The organism is Psychrobacillus soli (genome assembly GCF_006861775.1).
GTDB lineage: Bacteria > Bacillota > Bacilli > Bacillales_A > Planococcaceae > Psychrobacillus > Psychrobacillus soli.
In genome coordinates this window covers 1-18039 of the sequence record NZ_VDGG01000022.1, presented here as the reverse complement: position 1 = coordinate 18039, position 18039 = coordinate 1, and the positions used below count along the sequence as shown (strand labels likewise).

Sequence of the window (18039 nt, the reverse complement as noted above, 5' to 3'; positions counted from 1 at the left end):
AAGGAGGGATAGTAATGACCATACACGGACCTGGACCGAATGATACAGCGAAAAACACAGAAAGATTGAAGAAAACTATCCGTAATAAGGAAGCAGCAGAAATCGCAATGGAATTTGCAGATGGCGAAGAACTCGCAGCCATTAAAAAGAAAAATGAACGACGCGAGGAAAGTATTGATGGTTTACGAGCTGAAATACTCGCAGAAGCTAAATCACGTATAAACGGATATATTTAACCTGATGGAGGAATGAGCCCAGTAATCTTCGGACCACTGGGCTCATTTTTTAATACAATACAACAATCACACTAATGATAGAAAGTAAGCTAAGGGAAAAAGGATTGACAACCTTAGCATGCACTTTTATTCAAATGAGTTTTCCTCTCCCCCACAGAATCCTATTTATAGAACTCCATATTCACAATACCCGTTCGATGATTTCCCATGCAATCATCATGCAATTTCCTCATATGTTTTAAATACGAAAAGAGCTTGGAATTGTTTCCAAGCTCTTTTTGCATTTACATATTCATCCATAGGCGTGACAACTTTTTGACGTTCGTTACAACTTTGTTAACAAATGTTGAATTTATAAAGAAATCTAAATGAACGTTTTGTGAAGCCTACTTTTTGCTGTTGTTATTAAGCAAGTTTGTAAATATGATAGAGGCAACGGAATACGGATAACTTCGTACATGTTTATTACATTCAAATAATCGAAAGGGGTACAACTATGAAAATAAAAGTGAAATGGGCTTTACTTACGATGATTTTCACTATAGCCACTGTGCTAACTGGTTGTGAACCATTATTAGTATTAGATCCGAAAGGCCCACAAGCAAAAACGCAAGCTGATGATATTATGTTATCCATCTTGCTTATGTCAGGTATTGTAATTGTCGTACTTGCAATATTAGTATTCGTGTTAATAAAATATCGCGCTTCCAACCAAAAGGACGATTACGAGCCTCCGCACATTGAAGGGAGTGCACTTGTGGAAGCAATCTGTATTGGTATTCCAGTTGTTATCGTCATTTTCCTTTCTTTTGTTTCAGTTAAAAGTAATTACGAGGTAGAGGCAACTCCAGCAGCATATGAGGATACAGAACCGTTAATTGTTTATGCTTCTACTTCCAATTGGAAATGGCATTTTAGTTATCCGGAAGAGGATATCGAGACAGTGAATTACTTGTATATCCCTGCAGGCCGTGCAATTGAATTTAAACTATATTCTTATGGACCTATTACTAGTTTTTGGATTCCACAACTAGGTGGACAAAAATATGCGATGGCTGACATGGTAACAACTTTACACTTAGCAGCAGACAATCCAGGTGAATTCATGGGAAGAAACGCAAACTTCAGCGGTGCTGGATTTGCTAAAAATACATTTGAAGTTACAGCGATGTCTCAAGCTGATTTTGACGAATGGGTAGAAGAAGTTCACGAAACAGCTACACCTCTTACAGAAGACAAGTTTGAGGAGTTATTAGAACCAGGACATCTAGGACGTTCTACTTATACAGGAACACATTTAGAATTCTCACCAGCTCCTGAACATAACCATGGTTCAACTGAGTCTGAAGTAGATCACTCTGAACATGAAAATCATGATTCTAACCATTCTGATGAGGAATCAGATCACGCTCATCATTGATAAAAGAGTTTAAGTATCGTAACAAACAATAGATTTTCGAAAGGAGTTACAAAAGTATGGATTTCTTTGATCGTTTTGCAGTACCACATCCAAGCTTTTTAATATACGCATCCATGGTTGGTATTGGTCTAACAATGATTGCAATTGTTTTAGGTATTACCTATTTTAAAAAATGGGGATACCTTTGGCGCGAATGGATCACCACAGTAGATCATAAACGAATTGGTATTATGTATTTACTAGTTGCTTTACTTATGCTATTCCGTGGAGGAGTAGACGCAGTAATGATGCGTTATCAGCTTTCAATGCCTGATAACACATTTCTAGATTCGCAACATTATAATGAAGTTTTCACAACACATGGGATTGTAATGATCCTATTTATGGCGATGCCATTCATCACGTTTTTCTTTAACTACCTTATTCCGTTACAAATCGGAGCTCGTGACGTGGCATTTCCTCGTTTAAATGCACTAAGTTTTTGGTTATTCTTTATGGGTATGGGGTTATTCAACATCTCATTCATCGTAGGTGGATCACCTGATGCAGGTTGGACTTCTTATTTTCCACTTGCAAACAATGAATTCAGTCCATCAGTAGGTACGAATTATTATATGATCGCTATTCAAATAGCTGGTCTGGGTACAATGATATCTGGTATTAACTTTATAACGACTATTCTTAAAATGAGAGCACCTGGTATGAAGTTAATGAAAATGCCAATGTTCACATGGTCTGCATTTATCGCCAACGTAATCGTTGTTTTTGCTTTCCCTGTATTAACAGTACTTCTTGCATTGGGAACAATGGATAGATTATTTGGAACAAACTTCTTTACAACCGATAATGGTGGTATGGATATGCTTTGGGCTAACTTGTTCTGGGTTTGGGGACATCCTGAAGTATATATCTTAATCTTACCCGCATTCGGTCTATATAGTGAAATAATCGCTACCTTTGCACGTCGTAATCTTTATGGCTATAAATCGATGGTTGTCTCTATGGTAGTCATTTCCGTATTTTCATTTTTAGTATGGACTCACCATTTCTTTACAATGGGTCAAGGTGCATTCACAAACAGTATTTTCTCTATCACAACAATGGCGATAGCTATTCCGACTGGGGTTAAAATATTTAACTGGCTATTCACGCTTTGGAAAGGGAAAATCATATTTACAACTCCAATGTTATATTCCATGCTCTTCATTCCACTGTTTACATTAGGTGGAGTTACTGGAGTTATGCTTGCGATGTCAGCTGCTGATTACCAATATCATAATACGATGTTCTTAGTTGCTCACTTCCATAACGTAATTATTCCAGGAGTAGTTTACGCTATGATTGCAGGTCTTACTTTCTATTGGCCAAAAATGTTTGGTTTCATGTTAAATGAGAGAATTGGAAAATGGACGGCATGGTTGATGTCAGTTGGGTTCGTCTTAGCCTTTATTCCAATGTATATTACTGGGTTAGATGGTCAAGCACGTCGTATGTACACATACTCTGAATCTACTGGTTTTAGTATGTTGAATATGGTTTCATTTATCGGTGCGGGAATTATGGCAATCAGTTTTGCTTTACTTGTTTACAATATCTACTATAGTATTCGTTATGCTTCAAGAGATATTGGTAATGACCCATGGGATGCACGTTCACTTGAATGGGCTACTCATACTCCAGTACCAGAATATAACTTTGCTATTACACCACAAGTTGCATCAACTCAAGCATTTTGGGATGCGAAGAAAAATGGGCATGAATTATTTAAAGGTAAAATCGAAAAAATTCATATGCCAAATAATAGTGGCTGGCCATTTATCCTAGGTTGTATTTTCTTCGTCTTTGGATTTGCGATGGTATTTAGCATATGGCCACTTGCTATCGTCACTTTAATCGGTATTTTAGGTTGTTTGGTTTACCGTTCGTTTGAGAAGGATCACGGTCGATATATTTCTGTTGAAGAAATTGAAGAAACTGAAGCAAAATTGCGAGGTGCAAAAAAATGAAGATAGATAACTCGCTTCCGCTTGAATATAGTACGGAAGAGAATAACTTGAAAATTTTAGGTTTTTGGATCTTCCTAGGTGCTGAAATAATGCTTTTCGCAACACTGTTCACTATGTATTTCACTTTAGAAAATCGTATTGGTAATGGACCTTCGGGTGCAGAAATCTTTGAAATTACACCAGTATTAGTTGAAACAATTTTACTTTTAACAAGTAGTTTTGTTATCGGTCTTGGGATTCATGCTATGCGTTTAGGTAACAAAAAGGCAATGATGATCTTCTTTTCAATCACACTACTACTTGGTGCTGGATTCTTAGGCTTTGAAATATATGAATTCGTTCACTATATTCATGTAGGCGCAACACTACAAACTAGTGCATTTACTGCTGCTCTGTTAACTACACTAGGAACACATGGATTGCACGTAACATTTGGCTTATTTTGGGGAATAGCTATCCTAATTCAAATTAAAAAACGTGGATTGACTCCTGAGACAACCAATAAATCGTTCATCTTTTCGCTTTATTGGCATTTCCTAGATGTTATTTGGATCTTCATCTTTAGCTTCATCTACTTGAAAGGAATGATGTAAGATGAAAGAATTATTCCCTGTTAAACAAGTAATGGGCTTTGTCTTTTCGTTGATCCTTACCGCAGTGGCACTTATGGTTTACTTCACGGATATGTCATTTTCTATTGGGATGACGATTCTTCTAGTTACTGCATTTATACAAGCTGGCCTTCAGCTAGTTGTATTCATGCATGCTGGTGAGACCAATGACAAAAACTCTATCTATTTAAACGTATATTACGGTTTAATCATTGCGCTTATCACCATTTTTGGTACATTATTAATACTAGTTTGGGATATGTAAATAATCGTTTTAAAGAGAGCGTCTTTTAGGCGCTCTCTTTTTTGCATTTTCTAGAGTTATTAATCATTTCTTCAGAAGCTACTAAAAACATGCCTATCAAAAAGGTAAATACAGCCCCCATCACTGTTCCAATACCTATTCCCATCATCGTACTGTATTCGCTTACAAAAGCCCCGTATAAGAAAATGGCAATTCCAATAGTGAGCACTGTCGCTCCTACGTATTTAGTAGCATGAAACATTTTCACGTTTGATTCCATTTCACTCATCCTCTCTTTATATATATATTATTCACCTTGTTCACAAAATTGTCAAATATATTTTATTTTTGTATACCTTTATTCTTGACAAAGACAAAGTAGACTTGCATTTTATATCACATTATATGGGTAGTGCGACGTAGTGAGCTGAATGAAGTATCCACTGTGATTTTCGCAGCAGGGCGGACGCTTTCCGTGGGGTGAGCGATGAGCCTTCACCGCCGCGCCTGCGCGCGTACGTTGTGAAGTCTCATTTTGCTCACTTGATCCCACTGGAGTCGCCTCCCTGCAGCGAAAATCAACGGAATTTCTTGCTAATTTTCCATCTACTGTTATCAGAGCTTTAAAATGATCAGATTCACTACGCAATATTTACTAAAGCTAATTAGAAAATGCTTTCTCCAAATAAGTAGAGCATTTACTTAGGATAAAGTTCGTTTCATACAACCATTTATTGGTATGACACCTCGTATTCATCGTCGTCTCACTCCAAGTAAACTTGTTATTTTAAGAATTGGTTGCTTTCAATGACCAATTAGTTGCTCTAAACCATTTACTGGATTTACACATTCGAAAAAACTGTAAAAAATTTTGTTTATTACGAGCCGAAGCTGATAAGTAAGCAATTTCCGTTGATTTTCGCTGCAGGCGACGACTCCAGCCGCATGAGTGGGCAAATGAGACATCCCTACGACGCCTAAGCGGCGGGGGTGGCTCATCGCTCACCCGGCGGAAAGCGTTCGACTGCAGCGGAAATCATAGCGGTCACTAGTCGACTTACTACCAAGCATTTTCCCTGAACTGCGTAAACTATCCATTTACAATGTTAGTTTTTTATCGTTATTCTCTAAAATATTATGTGTCCTTTTTACATAAACTTAACGGGTGGATGTGCGGGAATTATGGAAATAGTTTGATATAATTTATACTACTATGCAAATAAGGAGCTGGCTGGATGCTACAAGCAATTAATTTACATAAGAAATACAAAAGCAAGGAAGTAGTACGGCATATTAATATGAGACTTGCGACGGGAGAATCTGTTGGTTTACTTGGTCCAAATGGTGCTGGGAAATCCACAACCATTTCCATGCTTTCTTCACTGATCATGCCGACTAGTGGGGAAGTAATCTGGGACGAACAATCGATTAATAAAAATCCGGAAGCACTTCGAAAAGTACTCGGAGTAGTGCCGCAAGAAATAGCCTTGTATCCAGAGCTATCCGCAAAAGAAAACCTACATTTTTTCGGACGTATTTATGGGCTGAAAGGAAAATTACTCGCTAAACGTACGGAAGAAGTATTGCAGAAAATCGGTTTGACCGACCGCCAAAACGATATAGTCAAAACGTTTTCTGGTGGAATGAAGCGAAGACTTAATATCGGAGCAGCTCTTTTACATAAACCTTCGATATTAATCATGGATGAACCAACAGTAGGAATCGACCCTCAATCGAGAGCGTACATTTTGGATACAGTTAAACAATTAGTAGAAGAAGGAATGACGTTATTATACACAAGTCATTATATGGAAGAAGTCGAACTGCTTTGTGACAAAATTTATATTATGGATCAAGGAGAAATTATCGCATACGGAACAAAAGAAGCGCTAAAATCGCTCGTTTCAGACAATCAAACGATTGAGCTCCAAGCACATCTTCTCTCTTCAGAATTTGAAGAGGTCCTCCAAAATAAATTTCCGACTGCAACTATTAGGAAAGTGGAACAGACACTCTCCATCTCCTTGCCTAAAAACGAGGAACCGCTTGCTACAATTTTTGCACTAGCAGCTTCCAATGACATAACAATTACTTCTGCAGTTATCAAAATCCCTTCACTCGAAGATGTATTTTTACATTTAACAGGAAGAGCACTAAGAGACTAGGGGGGATTGTTATGTTAAGTAGTTTAATCGGAAAACAAATGAAAATGCTCTTGCGCAATAAGCAACCGCTAATCATTTTACTAGTTATGCCAGTCGTACTTATTACGATTTTATCTACAGCACTTGCTAGTGTAATGAATAATGAAGAAGAAATGGCTATACAGGCAAGACTAGTATTAGTCGATGAATCAAGCTGGGAACAAGAAGAAGCATCTATCCGTAGCTTTCTAGCAAAACAGGGGCTTAATGGGCCTGCGCTAGATGGTGTAATAAACGAATTTAAACGCAATGATCCTATTTATATTTTAGAAAACTCTATATTAGTATCTGAAGATGTAAGTAACTATATCGTTTTGGAGAAGAAACAAACTGTAGTTTTAAAAGAGATGCGAAAAGATAAGGAAATCGATGGAATACTAACTATTCCGTCTAACTTTCGTTCAAATTATATAAAATCCGCTTACTTTGAGGATAACCAAACACCTGAATTAGAATTACTTTTAAGTCAAGAAAATGAAATACGAGCGTCGATTATTCAATCGATTATCGACAGTTGGCAAACTGGTTATACAAAATCACTTGCCTTATCAAAAGCAGGGATTGCCCCGAGCGTCGTAATACAGAGCAATCAAGCTGTTGAAAAAATAGAACAAGTATTGGAAGAAGGAGAGCGGAAAATCCCAGCTTCTATGTATTACACAGTTGGAATGCTTGTAATGTTTGCACTCTATACTCCTGCGTTTTTATCTGGATTTGCATTGCAGGAAGTACAATGGAAAGTGTATGATCGACTCATTTTAGCGGGTATACCAGCGACTTTATATGCCTGTTCGATTTTCCTAACTGGAACGGCAGTGGCCGTTATTCAGCAGGCTATTCTATTACTATTTGGACGATTTGTATTAGGAATAGATTGGATTGGGCTAGACGCAATGCTTGTAATCGTTTTAAGCTATAGCTTATTTGTAGGGGGACTTTCTGCTTTCTTAACAACGATCCAATTGCGAACGAAATCGGAAGGAGCATCTACCGTATTTACGGGGTTTGTCGTTTCTGTATTTTCTTTTTTAGGCGGCTCATTTTTCAATATAGGGGATGTCTCTAGTTTACTTGCTAATATTGGAAACTTCACACCTAATGGGGCGACGATGACTGCTATTTTGTCGATCCAGAAAGGTCGAGAGCTAGAGGTAATATGGTCACATCTGCCTGTTTTATATGCTTGGCTTGGTCTTTGCGTGTTGCTTGCCATTATTTTATTTCCAAAAAGAGGGGTGACGTCATGAAGGGAATATGGCTTGCAAGACTTCAAAATTTAAAAAGAAAACCGCTTGTACTTATTTCGATGACTGTGATGACTGTTATTTTTGCGTATGTATTAAGCGGTGGTGTCGGTAGTAGTTTGACTTTATTAGTTGCAACGGATGATTCGGACATGAGCAATCGGGTTTTAGAAATCCTAGAAAAGGAGGATGGCTATACGATAACTGTTTTAACGGAAGCGGAATTACAAAAAGTAATGAAGGATAAGAGAGATAAAACCGGATTATTGCTTCGTGAAAAAACGTTTTCGGTTTTAGCAGATACGGAATCGGATATAGTAAGAATGCTATCTCTTGAAATTGAAACGATCTACAATGAGCTTGCTTTTCAGGATCAAGTTATCGCGTTAGGTGGAGAGAGTAAGTGGGATGAAGTAGAAAAAGGTTTAGTGGAAGCTCAGTCTTTTCAAGTTAATAAATCTTCCATGGATGAATCGCAAGTTTTTAGATACGATGGGGCGCTACAAAGTTTGTTTGGATTCATGCTCTATTTCGTTTTTTATACAATTTCGATCAACGTGCAGTTTATATTAGAAGATAAGCGTTCTGGTGTATGGAATCGGTTAAAACTGGCATCTATTAGTAGATTCCAATTGTACTTCGGCCATTTATCGTTTAGTTATGTAATCGGACTCATTCAAATGCTGTTAGTCATTTTAGTGTTTCGATTTCTCATTGGCACAAATATGTACGAAGGTTTTTGGAAAGTAGTTATTATTTGTAGTTTTTACGTATTGCTTGTGCTGGCATTTTCTTTATTTGTCATCTCGCTTGTGAAAACAGTGAGTCAAAGTAGTGTGATCATTTCCTTGCTAGCGGTAGCTTTTGCCATGATCGGTGGAGCGTATTGGCCACTGGAAATTGTGCAGTCAGAAGGTTTACTTGCGATGAAGTGGATATCTCCTGTTTTTTATGGAATGGAAGCTTTAAAAAGAGTGACCATTTATGGGGAAACTTTAGGCGGCGTCATTACGTATATAAGTATGATGATACTTTTAGCTACATTATTAATCGTAATTGGTATTACTTTACTAGAAAAAAGAACAGAGCGATACCATTCTAGTGAGTAGATAGGGGTGTTTAGATGTACTGGTGTAAAATTGCGCGAACGGAAAAAGAATTTGAAGCAATTGCTAAATTAAACTATCAAACTTTTGTGGAAGAAATTCCGCAATATGAACCGGATCCGAGTGGTATGCGGGTTGATCCGTTCCATCATGAAAACGTCTATGTGATTGTGCTGAAGGATCAGGAACTCGCAGGGATGGTTGCTTTTCGTGCAATCCGTCCTTTTTCCTTAGATTTAAAGCTTGGACCGGTGGAGAATCTACTTCCGAAAGATGCCCTTCAGGGACTACTATGTGAAGTACGGTTAATGGCGGTCGATAAGGCACATCGGAATGGACGAGTATTTTACTATTTAGCACGTGCATTATCTGATTATGCGTATGAGAACGGATACGGGGCAGCGGTTATCTCTGGCACCATCCGAGAGCAAAAATTATATAATCAGCTAGGCTTTGAACCTTTTGCAGAAACAGTAGGAACAGGCGATGCACTTTTTGTCCCAATGGTGTTAACGAGAGAACGATTTGATCGTTCCGTTGCTGCTCGTTTCAAGCAAAAAAGATACTCGTTTTACCCTGGACCTGTTCAACAATCAAAGCAAATTCAACAAGCATTTCTAGAAAAACCAATATCTCATCGTTCACACGAATTTAAAGTGATGCTTGAGCGGGTAAAAAATAGACTTTTGACAATGAGTGAAGCGACCCACGTACACCTTTTAGCTGGAAGTGGAACGCTTGCGAACGAAGCGATGATTGCACAGTTACACGTCCTGGGTGAGAAGGGGTTAATCCTCACAAACGGAGCTTTTGGAGAACGTCTGGAAAAGCAAGCAGCAAGATGGGGACTTTCCTACAAGTCACAAGCTTACGAGTGGGGAACGTCATTTGATATGGCGGCGATTGAAAAACAACTTGCAACTGGTGAATATAGTTGGTTACTCATGACGCATGGAGAAACCTCGACGGGAATGCTAAATAAGTTAGAAGAGATAGCCAAGCTATGCAAAAAGTATAATGTGTTGTTATGTGCAGATTGTGTAAGTTCATTTGGTGCACTTCCATTTTCAATGGATGGAGTATATTTAGCAACTGGAGTGAGCGGAAAAGCTATTGGAACAATGAGTGGTTTAGCATTTGTCTTTTCAAACTCGGAAATAGTGACGGGCGATAACATACCTGCATACTTAGATATTGGATTGACGGCTAGCCATATGATTCCATTTACGATGTCATCCCAGCTTGTACAAAGCTTAGAATATGCACTAAAAGCATATGAAAAAGGAGCAAGGTATACACTTTTACGAGAACGGATGAAGTTTATCGAGGCAGAAGTGGAAAAGCATCAAATCCCTTTATTAGCAGATGATCCTTACCCAATGATTTTTACTTGGCATGAAAAAACGTTTCCCTATTTAGCGGAAGATGCTCGTATGTCTGGATTCGATCTTCATTACAAAAGTGATTATTTGGTAGAACGAGGATTGATACAAGTTTCTTGTATTCAACCAGATTTTGAAGATGCTTGGTCTAAGTTTACAGATTGGATGGATAATTACTGGGCATATCATGCAGAGTGAAAAAGTGTCGTCTTCCAGTCAGTTATGATGGAGAGACGACACTTTTTTATAGGCTTTTTCGATAAACTTCTTATAGGGAGTGTCTGGCATTTTATTAATATTATCTAAAGCAACTTGTACTGCTTTCGTTGCTTTATCCTTCTGTCCAAGTTCTAAGTAACATAATGCCATATAGGCATCTTTCTCATAGAAAATCGATAAATCGATTGGATGATGAAGAATTTCGGGAATGACAACTTCCTCTAATTTTTCAATTGCCCGCTCGAATTGACCCAAACCAAATAATGTTTTTCCTCTTTCAAGTAGGAAAAAAGGTGTGAATAGTTTTTTGTTTATATTTTTAATCGCAAGTGTATTGTATAAACGATCCGCTTCCTCGTACATTTTTTTATAGGAATTTAAGAAATGAATTTTAGCGTAATAGATGAAAACTTTCGAATCTTCATCATCCGCAAATTCACTATATGCAAGAAGCTTATTTAAATAATACTCTTTTTTTACCTCATCTTCCGCCATCATTGCCTGAGCGGCCGCTAGTCTATATAAATTATCCACTTGTTTAAATATTTTATGTTTATTGGAATACCGAATTGCATGTTCCATTACACGAATAGCATCTTCATATTTGCCGACAGCAAAATATAAAGTAGCTTCTAAGTAATCATAATCTAGACGAGATAGAGGATCTATCCATAATGGATTTGCTTCCAGTTTTGCTCTTTCTTGAAGGAGTATGTCCAGAGACTCTTGATATTGGTGCTTCCGATATGGAATTACTGCAAGGGCTGCCCCTATACTTGCACGCCTCGTAGTTAAGTTTAATTGTTCATACATCACGGCAACTCGTTTTAATAGATGTTCGGAGTCATCATTATTAGTAAAAGATAAACAGCGACTGTACATTTCCATTAAACGGGCAGCTTCATATCCTTTTGTAAGCTTAGGTACATATGGTTTTACTAATTCAATCAATTGCTCATACTCATCTGTTAAGTCCTCATACGTCGTGCTAAAAAGGATTTCCGCTTTTTCAAGTATCTCCCTTAATTCGATGGTGCTAACTACTATTAAAAGGTCTGTCACGTCCACATTTAGTCTTTCTGCTATATAGTTTAAGCTTTCCATAGATGGGTTTGCTTTATTGTTTTCGATTAAGCTAAGCATTCCTTTTGTGAGCTCTGTGCCCGCAAGAGTTTCCAATGTCATCTTTTGTTGTTTTCTTAGTTTGCGTATTCGCTCACCTAATGTTGGCATTTTCTTCACCTCATTCAATTAGTTTAATTATATTAAACTTTTGATTGAAATGAAAGGGATGCTATGCTATTATTTGTTTAATTAAATTAAACATTTCAAAGGGGAAATAAAAATGGGAGAAGTGTTAAAGCTAAAAAGAGCTACTTATCATTTGTGGACATTTACGATTAGTAAGATGATTTCTAGTTTTGGTGCACAAGTGTATGCTTTCGCCATTAGTTTTTATATTTTACAGTTGACGGGATCCGCTTCCAATTTTGCGTTGAATTTGATTTGCAGTATTTTACCAAGAACATTAATTGCCCCATTTGCAGGATATGCTGCGGATAGATATTCGAGGAAAATGATTGTCATTGTCGCACAAATTGCAACGACTTTAGCGATAACCGGACTACTTATTGTTAGTTTGAACGCAGATAATTTATCATTAGTAGCGATTTACACTACGACGGTTATTTTATCGATAACGTCCACATTTTCTAGTGTCACATTTAGTTCCTCCATTACAGGTTTAGTGGATGAAGGCAGAATTCAAAAAGCGATGTCGTTGAACCAAATGTCGATTTCGTTTGCAGCAATCGGAAGTCCTGCGCTAGGTGGTTTATTATATGGGGCAGTTTCTATGCCAGTATTTCTTATAATGTACTTGGTGGCATCCGCTATTGCAGTGATTTTGGAGTCAACGATGGATTTTAAGCTATATGCAAAGCGAAAAGAAATGGTAGAAGGGGAAGAAAAAGAACCAATGCTTCAAAGTATGAAAGAAGGGTTGCGTTATCTGAATAACGAACCTATTTTGAAAGCGATTGTGTGGATTTCCCTTTTCATCAATTTTTTATTTGGAGCTTATATGGTAGGCTATTCCTTTATTTTAATCGAAAAGTTGAAAATGGCATCGGAACATTTTGGTCTGACAGAAGGTGCTTTTGCTGTAGGAATGTTGCTCATGTCCATTTATTTCTCTGCTAGAAATGAAGTGAAATATCCTTTACTGCTCTCTAAAAGAAGCATTATCGTAATGGGTATACTCATGGGTGCAGTAGCTACACCGTTACTCATTAGCATGTCTTATTCTGTTACGTTTAGCTACTATGCTATATTAATGTTTTGTTTAGGATCCGCAGTGATTATTACAAATACCCCAATGCAAGTAATGATGCAAAAAATGATAGAGGATGACTATAAAGGTCGCGTATTTTCTATTATCGAAACGATGGCAATGGCGTTGATGCCACTGGGTACGGTGATATATGGATTTTTATATGATTTGCTACCAGCTGAAGGCATTCTCATCGTATCGAGTTTGTTATTAATAGTAGTCGTGTTAATACTGGCAAGACCATCTGTTATGCGGACTGCGCATCCTGAATTGAAATAGAAAATGCCAAGGAGCGACTCTTCGCCTCCTTGGCATGCCATCTTACGATACATTTTTCAAAGATTTCGTGGAATTGCGGAATGAAAAAATCAATCCAACAGACAGAACCGCTAAGACACCTGATACTACATAAATATTATCCGGTTGAACGGTAAACAGCCAAGCGAATAATAACGGCCCAATGATTCGCCCGAGATTATCCATTGAATACGCCATCCCAGCTGCCGTTCCGTAGCGTCCCCCTGACTCTTTTGAAGTAAGCGAAACAATCGTTGTTCTTGCTAATGCATTTCCTGCAGTGAACACACATAATGATAATCCTGCCCAGAAAATACTGTGCGTAAATACGGTCATAAACAAACCGATTGCCGTCATAATCTGTGCATATAAAAGCCATTTTGTTTCGGTACCATTTTTAATTCGGCGCACAACCCCACCTTGGATAGCTGCATCGACAAATCCACTAAACATAAACAAGTACCCTATTTGGAGCGGTGTAATTTCAATTCTTTCGATTTGGAACAATTGGAAAGTTGCTTCTAGACCAGCAAGTAAAAAAGTGACCATAAATGAAAATAAGAACAAATACTTAATACGGTAGCTCCAAAGACTAGCAGCACCTTTTGGGAGAAGTGCACGTTTATTTGCTTCCCCGGTACGCGCTGGCTCTTTCAAAATAATAAGTGCATATACAAAAATCAAAAGTAATAATAGTGCTGAAGCAGTAAACGGCAATGCCAAGTTAACATGTCCAAGCACGCCGCCAATTGCAGGTCCGAAAATAAACCCTAAACCAATCGACATCCCAAGAAAGCCCATATACTTATTGCGATTTTCTTCATTTGATAAATCAGCCGCAAATCCAGTCACTGCTGCGTAAAGTGCCCCAGAAAACAATCCACCCACTACACGAGATAAATAAAGCATAAACAGCGAATCGAAAAATAAAGAAAACAGCCAAAAACTTAAGCTAAATCCAACTAGTCCAACTAAAATAAGTGTTTTTCGACCGACACGATCAGATAGCATTCCCCATAGTGGTGCAGTGAAAAACGAAGCCAGTGAGTAAACAGTTAGTAAACCACCAACATGAACTTCATGATAATTTTGCTGTAAAATTACTTCGGGTAACACGGGAATGATAATCCCGAAACCTAAATAAACTAAAAACTGTATGGACATTAATATAAAAAGAGTCTTTTTCATGCATAAACCTGCCTTCTCGCAAATCTTCTACTCTCTATATTACACGTTTCCATACAGTTTGGCACATCAGAAATGAAGTCGCTTTATTATGTATTCATTAAAAATCGTCGTAGTAAATAAATCTGTATTTTGGCTGAGTAAGACAAAAATAGGTAGAGAACGTGACAAACTCAAAAAAGCCATCCCACGAAAATTTGGGGACAGCTCTTATGTTTAATAATCTCGTGGTTCGGAGATGCTTTCCATAGCATTAGAAATTTCTTGCACATGTGGAAAAGGAAATGCTAAATCAGCTAATGATACAAACCCAACAAGTAATCCATTCTCCATTACAGGGAGTCTGCGCACTTGATTGCGAGCCATTACGATGGAAGCTTCTGTGGTCGTATCGGAAGGGGAGACGGAGATAACAGATTTCGTCATGACATCTTCCACTTTACTGCGCACGTTTTTTGCAACGGATCGTGTCACAATATCTCGATCGGTAATCATGCCCACTAATTTTTTGTCGTTAACAACTGGCAAACAACCGATATCAAGTGTTCGCATTTGATCTGCAACTTCATTTACGTAATCTTGTGGATTACATGTCACTACTTCTCGGCTCATCACGTCTTTCACGTTCATGAAATCACTCCTTTTTGTTCGCAATTTTCATTACTAGCTTGGTTTACAAAAGTTTAAAATATGTAATGTAAAAGTAAGTTTAAAATGAATAAAAAAGTGGTATGATAAAAACAAAATCAAAAGAAGAAACTTTTTTAATAATTAATCGTAATAATAAATGGAGAGGACGAGGTGGATAGAATGGCAAAGGAAGTTGATTTAAAGAAAATTGTAAGTAATCTTTCAAAGCTGGGTGTTACTGTTACAATGACAAAATCGAGACTTGACATACTTAAAGCGTTAGCACCACCAGCACAAACTCCACACACGCAAAGTTAAAAAGAGTGGTTCGAAAAGTTCTGATCAACATGAACTTTCGAGCCACTCTTTTTAGGCGCATCTGCTTTTCTTAGTCATCATCTTCATTTTTTGCAAACATATACGTTTTGTGGTGGAATTTCATACTAAAGACTAAGCCGAGTGCGAGCATATTACCCATAAGCGAACTACCACCGTAGCTTATGAATGGCAATGGAATCCCAGTAATCGGTAGTAATTGTATCGTCATGCCGATGTTTTCGAATACATGGAATGTAATCATGGCAATTATTCCTGCACATACATACGTACTATAAGCATCCTTTAACTGAAGCGTAATTTTCGTCAAATGAAAAATGAGTAAGAAGAAAATACTGACGACAATACTTGTTCCGATAAATCCATACTCTTCCCCGATAACCGCAAATATAAAGTCTGTATGATTTTCGGGGACATACACCACTCGTCCACCATAACCTTTTCCGAAAATTTCACCTGAACCAATTGCGTTCAAAGAAGTGATTAAGTGCATCCCTTCATCGGAAGCATAGGAATATGGATCCAACCAAGAATATATGCGAGCAAACTGATAGGCCTGTAAGCCAAATTTCGCTTCTAAAAAGTCCTGCATATAAAGAGCCATCCATAAAAGCAAGGCACCGATACTAGCTCCACCTACAAAAAGTGGTAAAATAATTTTCCAAGTAATCCCTGCCACTATGATTAAAGCAGCTGTAATCGCAAAAAACACAAGGGCAGTTCCAAGGTCGGGTTGCAGCAGAATAAAGGTAAGTGGTAAAAGCATGGTGATTGCAATTTTAATGAGTAATACAAAATCTGTCTTTACGCTCTTTATCAAATGTATTTCATGATGCTTTGTAATTAATCGAGCGAGAGCCAAAATGTAAAAGGTTTTCATAAACTCAGCGGGTTGAATATCTCCGATAGGTAAGTGGAACCAACTTTTCGCACCATTTCGTGGCTCGACTAATGATAAGCTTCCTGGAAGGATAAAAAGAACAACAAGGAGAAAAACTCCTATCCCATAAATGATCCAAGACATTTTTTTGTACTGCTCCGGTTCAAAAAACATGACCAGCCCGATAATGACGGCACCGACGCCGTACCAAAAAACTTGTTTTGCTACAAAGTTATATCCTGCGTATTGACCAGTAGTTACTGCTGAAGAAATTGCAAGTAAGCTAACGATCAAAAATAGTAATATAATAAAAGCAAGCGTCCAATCGAAGCGATCGGCAAAGCCTTTTTTGTTTTCCATAAAAGTCACCTAAATTTCTTTCTGATTTCACTTATTCATTATAGCGTAAAAAAATGCTTTTTGCTTATAGGTATAAGAGACGATGATTGAAATAAGGATGTTTCATTGGAAGAATAATGCTATTATAAATTGTAGAATAAAGGAGTGAATTCAGTGGCAAAAAAAGAGAAAGAAATAGAGGATTATATAACGCATTTATATGTGCATGTAAATGAAATAGAGCATTTTGTGTTGTTTAGCGGTATTTCTGTTCATCAGTTTATACGGCAATTCTCGGATTTGTCCGCTCTTTTATTACTAAAACATCAATATGAAGAAGCGTCTTTTAATATTCATACACAGTTAGAGTTTGTCGTGCATGGTCAATATAATCGCTTTTTAAAGGATTTTACTGAACGACCAACTGCTTTATGTTTATTGGATTTTACGGACGAGCGTAAGTTAAATATGCTGTCACCTCAAGAGCAAGCAGAGTTGTTGTATATTGCTCATAAAAAAGAGACGTTGCGCTTGCCATTTTATCATCACCTTCAAAATAGGTTCGTTTATTTAACGGATGAGGGAGAGCAAATAACCAAAATTTATTTCCGTGATACAGAAGACTTTAATCTTCTGGTCGCTAGTGTGTTTAATCAACAAATTAGTGAAAAAGCTAAATCTACCGCTTTTTGGCGGAAGAAGAACAACATCGTTTTGCCAGAGTTGACTTCGAAAAAAGTAGAAGCATATGCCGACTACTATGAAGATGGCGTGCTCATGTCTTTATATAAAATGGGCAAAACTAGTTATGGAATTGAAATGAGAAGTTTGCCTGAGAATATTTTTCCAGATGAAGTGTTAGGCGATTTAAAACTTCATTTAGAAAAGCCAGCTGATTTTTTAATTGAACTTTAACTTAAAACGCTTTTGCAATGTTCAGTTGCAAAGGCGTTTATTTTTTTATAGGGAATTATAGAGTAGGTAGTACTCGACTGTTTAGGATGCTGCGCGGTAAGGAAGTGACCGCTAGGATTTTCGCTGCTGGGCGGACGCTTTCCGTGGGGTGAGCGATGAGCCTTCACCGCCGCGCCTGCGCGCGTCCGTTGTGAAGTCTCATTTTGCTCACACAGAGGAACAAAGGCTAAAAACGCCACATCGTGTGGCAACGCCTTCGTGACCAACATCTTGTTGGCCTCCACTGGAGTCGCCTCCCAACAGCGAAAATCCATGGGAATTTCTTGCTAATTTTGCGTCTACTGTTATCAGAGCTTTAAATTGATTAGATTCACTACGCAATATTTATTAAAGCTAATTAGAAAATGCTTTCTCCAAATAAGTAGAGTATTTACTTAGGATAAAGTTCGTTTC

Annotated in this window: 18 protein-coding genes; 12 read left to right on the top strand and 6 right to left on the bottom strand. The window is 37.7% G+C overall.

Annotated features, from left to right (window positions below):
* Positions 1 to 14: 14 nt before the first annotated feature.
* The 5 genes from FG383_RS11805 (at position 15) to qoxD (ending at position 4538) form a co-directional block, all read left to right on the top strand.
* Positions 15 to 236, top strand: a complete 222-nt coding sequence (locus tag FG383_RS11805) for a small acid-soluble spore protein Tlp (RefSeq protein WP_142607594.1) — start codon at positions 15 to 17, stop codon at positions 234 to 236.
* Between the two features lie 496 nt (positions 237 to 732).
* The gene (gene qoxA, locus FG383_RS11800) at positions 733 to 1656 is read left to right on the top strand and encodes a cytochrome aa3 quinol oxidase subunit II (protein WP_142607593.1); all 924 of its coding nucleotides are present in this window, start codon (positions 733 to 735) and stop codon (positions 1654 to 1656) included.
* A gap of 56 nt (positions 1657 to 1712) precedes the next feature.
* Entirely contained in the window at positions 1713 to 3662 is a 1950-nt protein-coding gene (gene qoxB / locus FG383_RS11795) for a cytochrome aa3 quinol oxidase subunit I (protein ID WP_142607592.1), read from the top strand.
* A complete protein-coding gene (qoxC, locus tag FG383_RS11790; RefSeq protein ID WP_093267257.1) occupies positions 3659 to 4255 on the top strand; it encodes a cytochrome aa3 quinol oxidase subunit III in 597 nt (198 codons plus the stop codon). The genes qoxB and qoxC overlap by 4 nt, the downstream gene beginning before the upstream one ends.
* 1 nt (position 4256) lies before the next feature.
* The gene (gene qoxD / locus FG383_RS11785; RefSeq protein ID WP_093267254.1) at positions 4257 to 4538 is read left to right on the top strand and encodes a cytochrome aa3 quinol oxidase subunit IV; all 282 of its coding nucleotides are present in this window, start codon (positions 4257 to 4259) and stop codon (positions 4536 to 4538) included.
* 25 nt (positions 4539 to 4563) lie between these two features.
* Here the strand turns inward: qoxD and FG383_RS11780 are convergent, their stop codons facing one another.
* Complete coding sequence (locus FG383_RS11780; RefSeq protein WP_142607591.1) at positions 4564 to 4797, bottom strand: hypothetical protein; 234 nt, start codon at positions 4795 to 4797, stop codon at positions 4564 to 4566.
* A gap of 955 nt (positions 4798 to 5752) precedes the next feature.
* Between FG383_RS11780 and FG383_RS11775 the strand changes: the two genes are divergently transcribed.
* From FG383_RS11775 to FG383_RS11760, 4 genes are read left to right on the top strand one after another with little or no spacing between them, the layout of a single operon-like run.
* Positions 5753 to 6682 carry an ABC transporter ATP-binding protein gene (locus tag FG383_RS11775; RefSeq protein ID WP_142607590.1) on the top strand — a complete coding sequence of 310 codons (930 nt, stop codon included), beginning with the start codon at positions 5753 to 5755 and terminating at the stop codon, positions 6680 to 6682.
* 11 nt (positions 6683 to 6693) lie between these two features.
* Positions 6694 to 7968 carry an ABC transporter permease gene (locus FG383_RS11770; protein WP_142607589.1) on the top strand — a complete coding sequence of 425 codons (1275 nt, stop codon included), beginning with the start codon at positions 6694 to 6696 and terminating at the stop codon, positions 7966 to 7968.
* Positions 7965 to 9074 (top strand): ABC transporter permease, encoded by a 1110-nt coding sequence (locus tag FG383_RS11765; RefSeq protein WP_185907924.1) that lies wholly within the window; start codon positions 7965 to 7967, stop codon positions 9072 to 9074. Before FG383_RS11770 ends, FG383_RS11765 begins: the two co-directional genes overlap by 4 nt.
* Before the next feature lie 14 nt (positions 9075 to 9088).
* Complete coding sequence (locus FG383_RS11760; RefSeq protein WP_142607587.1) at positions 9089 to 10651, top strand: aminotransferase class V-fold PLP-dependent enzyme; 1563 nt, start codon at positions 9089 to 9091, stop codon at positions 10649 to 10651.
* A gap of 18 nt (positions 10652 to 10669) precedes the next feature.
* Here FG383_RS11760 and FG383_RS11755 read toward each other — a convergent pair whose 3' ends face one another.
* Positions 10670 to 11905: a helix-turn-helix domain-containing protein gene (locus FG383_RS11755; protein ID WP_142607586.1), complete on the bottom strand. Its 1236-nt coding sequence runs from the start codon at positions 11903 to 11905 to the stop codon at positions 10670 to 10672.
* 112 nt (positions 11906 to 12017) lie between these two features.
* Here FG383_RS11755 and FG383_RS11750 point away from each other — a divergent pair, with 112 nt between their 5' ends.
* Positions 12018 to 13283, top strand: coding sequence for an MFS transporter (locus FG383_RS11750; RefSeq protein WP_142607585.1), 1266 nt, complete (start codon positions 12018 to 12020; stop codon positions 13281 to 13283).
* 42 nt (positions 13284 to 13325) lie between these two features.
* Here the strand turns inward: FG383_RS11750 and FG383_RS11745 are convergent, their stop codons facing one another.
* Both FG383_RS11745 and FG383_RS11740 read right to left on the bottom strand, forming a co-directional pair.
* Positions 13326 to 14489 (bottom strand): MFS transporter, encoded by a 1164-nt coding sequence (locus FG383_RS11745; RefSeq protein WP_142607584.1) that lies wholly within the window; start codon positions 14487 to 14489, stop codon positions 13326 to 13328.
* Between the two features lie 213 nt (positions 14490 to 14702).
* Positions 14703 to 15116, bottom strand: coding sequence for a CBS domain-containing protein (locus tag FG383_RS11740; protein ID WP_142607583.1), 414 nt, complete (start codon positions 15114 to 15116; stop codon positions 14703 to 14705).
* A 180-nt stretch (positions 15117 to 15296) separates the two neighbouring features.
* Here FG383_RS11740 and FG383_RS20925 point away from each other — a divergent pair, with 180 nt between their 5' ends.
* Positions 15297 to 15434, top strand: a complete 138-nt coding sequence (locus tag FG383_RS20925; protein WP_170206517.1) for an Lmo0850 family protein — start codon at positions 15297 to 15299, stop codon at positions 15432 to 15434.
* 70 nt (positions 15435 to 15504) lie between these two features.
* On the opposite strand, the gene FG383_RS11735 is transcribed toward FG383_RS20925, so the two are convergent.
* Positions 15505 to 16692 (bottom strand): FtsW/RodA/SpoVE family cell cycle protein, encoded by a 1188-nt coding sequence (locus FG383_RS11735; RefSeq protein WP_142607582.1) that lies wholly within the window; start codon positions 16690 to 16692, stop codon positions 15505 to 15507.
* 153 nt (positions 16693 to 16845) lie between these two features.
* Between FG383_RS11735 and FG383_RS11730 the strand changes: the two genes are divergently transcribed.
* Positions 16846 to 17586, top strand: coding sequence for a hypothetical protein (locus FG383_RS11730; RefSeq protein ID WP_142607581.1), 741 nt, complete (start codon positions 16846 to 16848; stop codon positions 17584 to 17586).
* Here the strand turns inward: FG383_RS11730 and FG383_RS11725 are convergent.
* Positions 17583 to 17870 carry a hypothetical protein gene (locus tag FG383_RS11725; protein WP_142607580.1) on the bottom strand — a complete coding sequence of 96 codons (288 nt, stop codon included), beginning with the start codon at positions 17868 to 17870 and terminating at the stop codon, positions 17583 to 17585. The genes FG383_RS11730 and FG383_RS11725 overlap by 4 nt on opposite strands.
* Positions 17871 to 18039: the final 169 nt, after the last annotated feature.

Excerpts from the sequence above, each read along its gene's own strand:
- qoxD (WP_093267254.1), top strand. The coding sequence starts at position 4,257 with ATGAAAGAATTATTCCCTGTTAAACAAGTAATGGGCTTTGTCTTTTCG.
- FG383_RS11735 (WP_142607582.1), bottom strand. The coding sequence starts at position 16,692 with ATGGAAAACAAAAAAGGCTTTGCCGATCGCTTCGATTGGACGCTTGCT.
- FG383_RS11770 (WP_142607589.1), top strand. The coding sequence starts at position 6,694 with ATGTTAAGTAGTTTAATCGGAAAACAAATGAAAATGCTCTTGCGCAAT.
- FG383_RS11745 (WP_142607584.1), bottom strand. The coding sequence starts at position 14,489 with ATGAAAAAGACTCTTTTTATATTAATGTCCATACAGTTTTTAGTTTAT.
- FG383_RS11805 (WP_142607594.1), top strand. The coding sequence starts at position 15 with ATGACCATACACGGACCTGGACCGAATGATACAGCGAAAAACACAGAA.
- qoxB (WP_142607592.1), top strand. The coding sequence starts at position 1,713 with ATGGATTTCTTTGATCGTTTTGCAGTACCACATCCAAGCTTTTTAATA.
- FG383_RS11775 (WP_142607590.1), top strand. The coding sequence starts at position 5,753 with ATGCTACAAGCAATTAATTTACATAAGAAATACAAAAGCAAGGAAGTA.
- FG383_RS11740 (WP_142607583.1), bottom strand. The coding sequence starts at position 15,116 with ATGAACGTGAAAGACGTGATGAGCCGAGAAGTAGTGACATGTAATCCA.
- qoxC (WP_093267257.1), top strand. The coding sequence starts at position 3,659 with ATGAAGATAGATAACTCGCTTCCGCTTGAATATAGTACGGAAGAGAAT.
- FG383_RS11750 (WP_142607585.1), top strand. The coding sequence starts at position 12,018 with ATGGGAGAAGTGTTAAAGCTAAAAAGAGCTACTTATCATTTGTGGACA.
- FG383_RS11755 (WP_142607586.1), bottom strand. The coding sequence starts at position 11,905 with ATGCCAACATTAGGTGAGCGAATACGCAAACTAAGAAAACAACAAAAG.
- FG383_RS11765 (WP_185907924.1), top strand. The coding sequence starts at position 7,965 with ATGAAGGGAATATGGCTTGCAAGACTTCAAAATTTAAAAAGAAAACCG.
- FG383_RS11780 (WP_142607591.1), bottom strand. The coding sequence starts at position 4,797 with ATGGAATCAAACGTGAAAATGTTTCATGCTACTAAATACGTAGGAGCG.
- qoxA (WP_142607593.1), top strand. The coding sequence starts at position 733 with ATGAAAATAAAAGTGAAATGGGCTTTACTTACGATGATTTTCACTATA.
- FG383_RS11760 (WP_142607587.1), top strand. The coding sequence starts at position 9,089 with ATGTACTGGTGTAAAATTGCGCGAACGGAAAAAGAATTTGAAGCAATT.
- FG383_RS20925 (WP_170206517.1), top strand. The coding sequence starts at position 15,297 with ATGGCAAAGGAAGTTGATTTAAAGAAAATTGTAAGTAATCTTTCAAAG.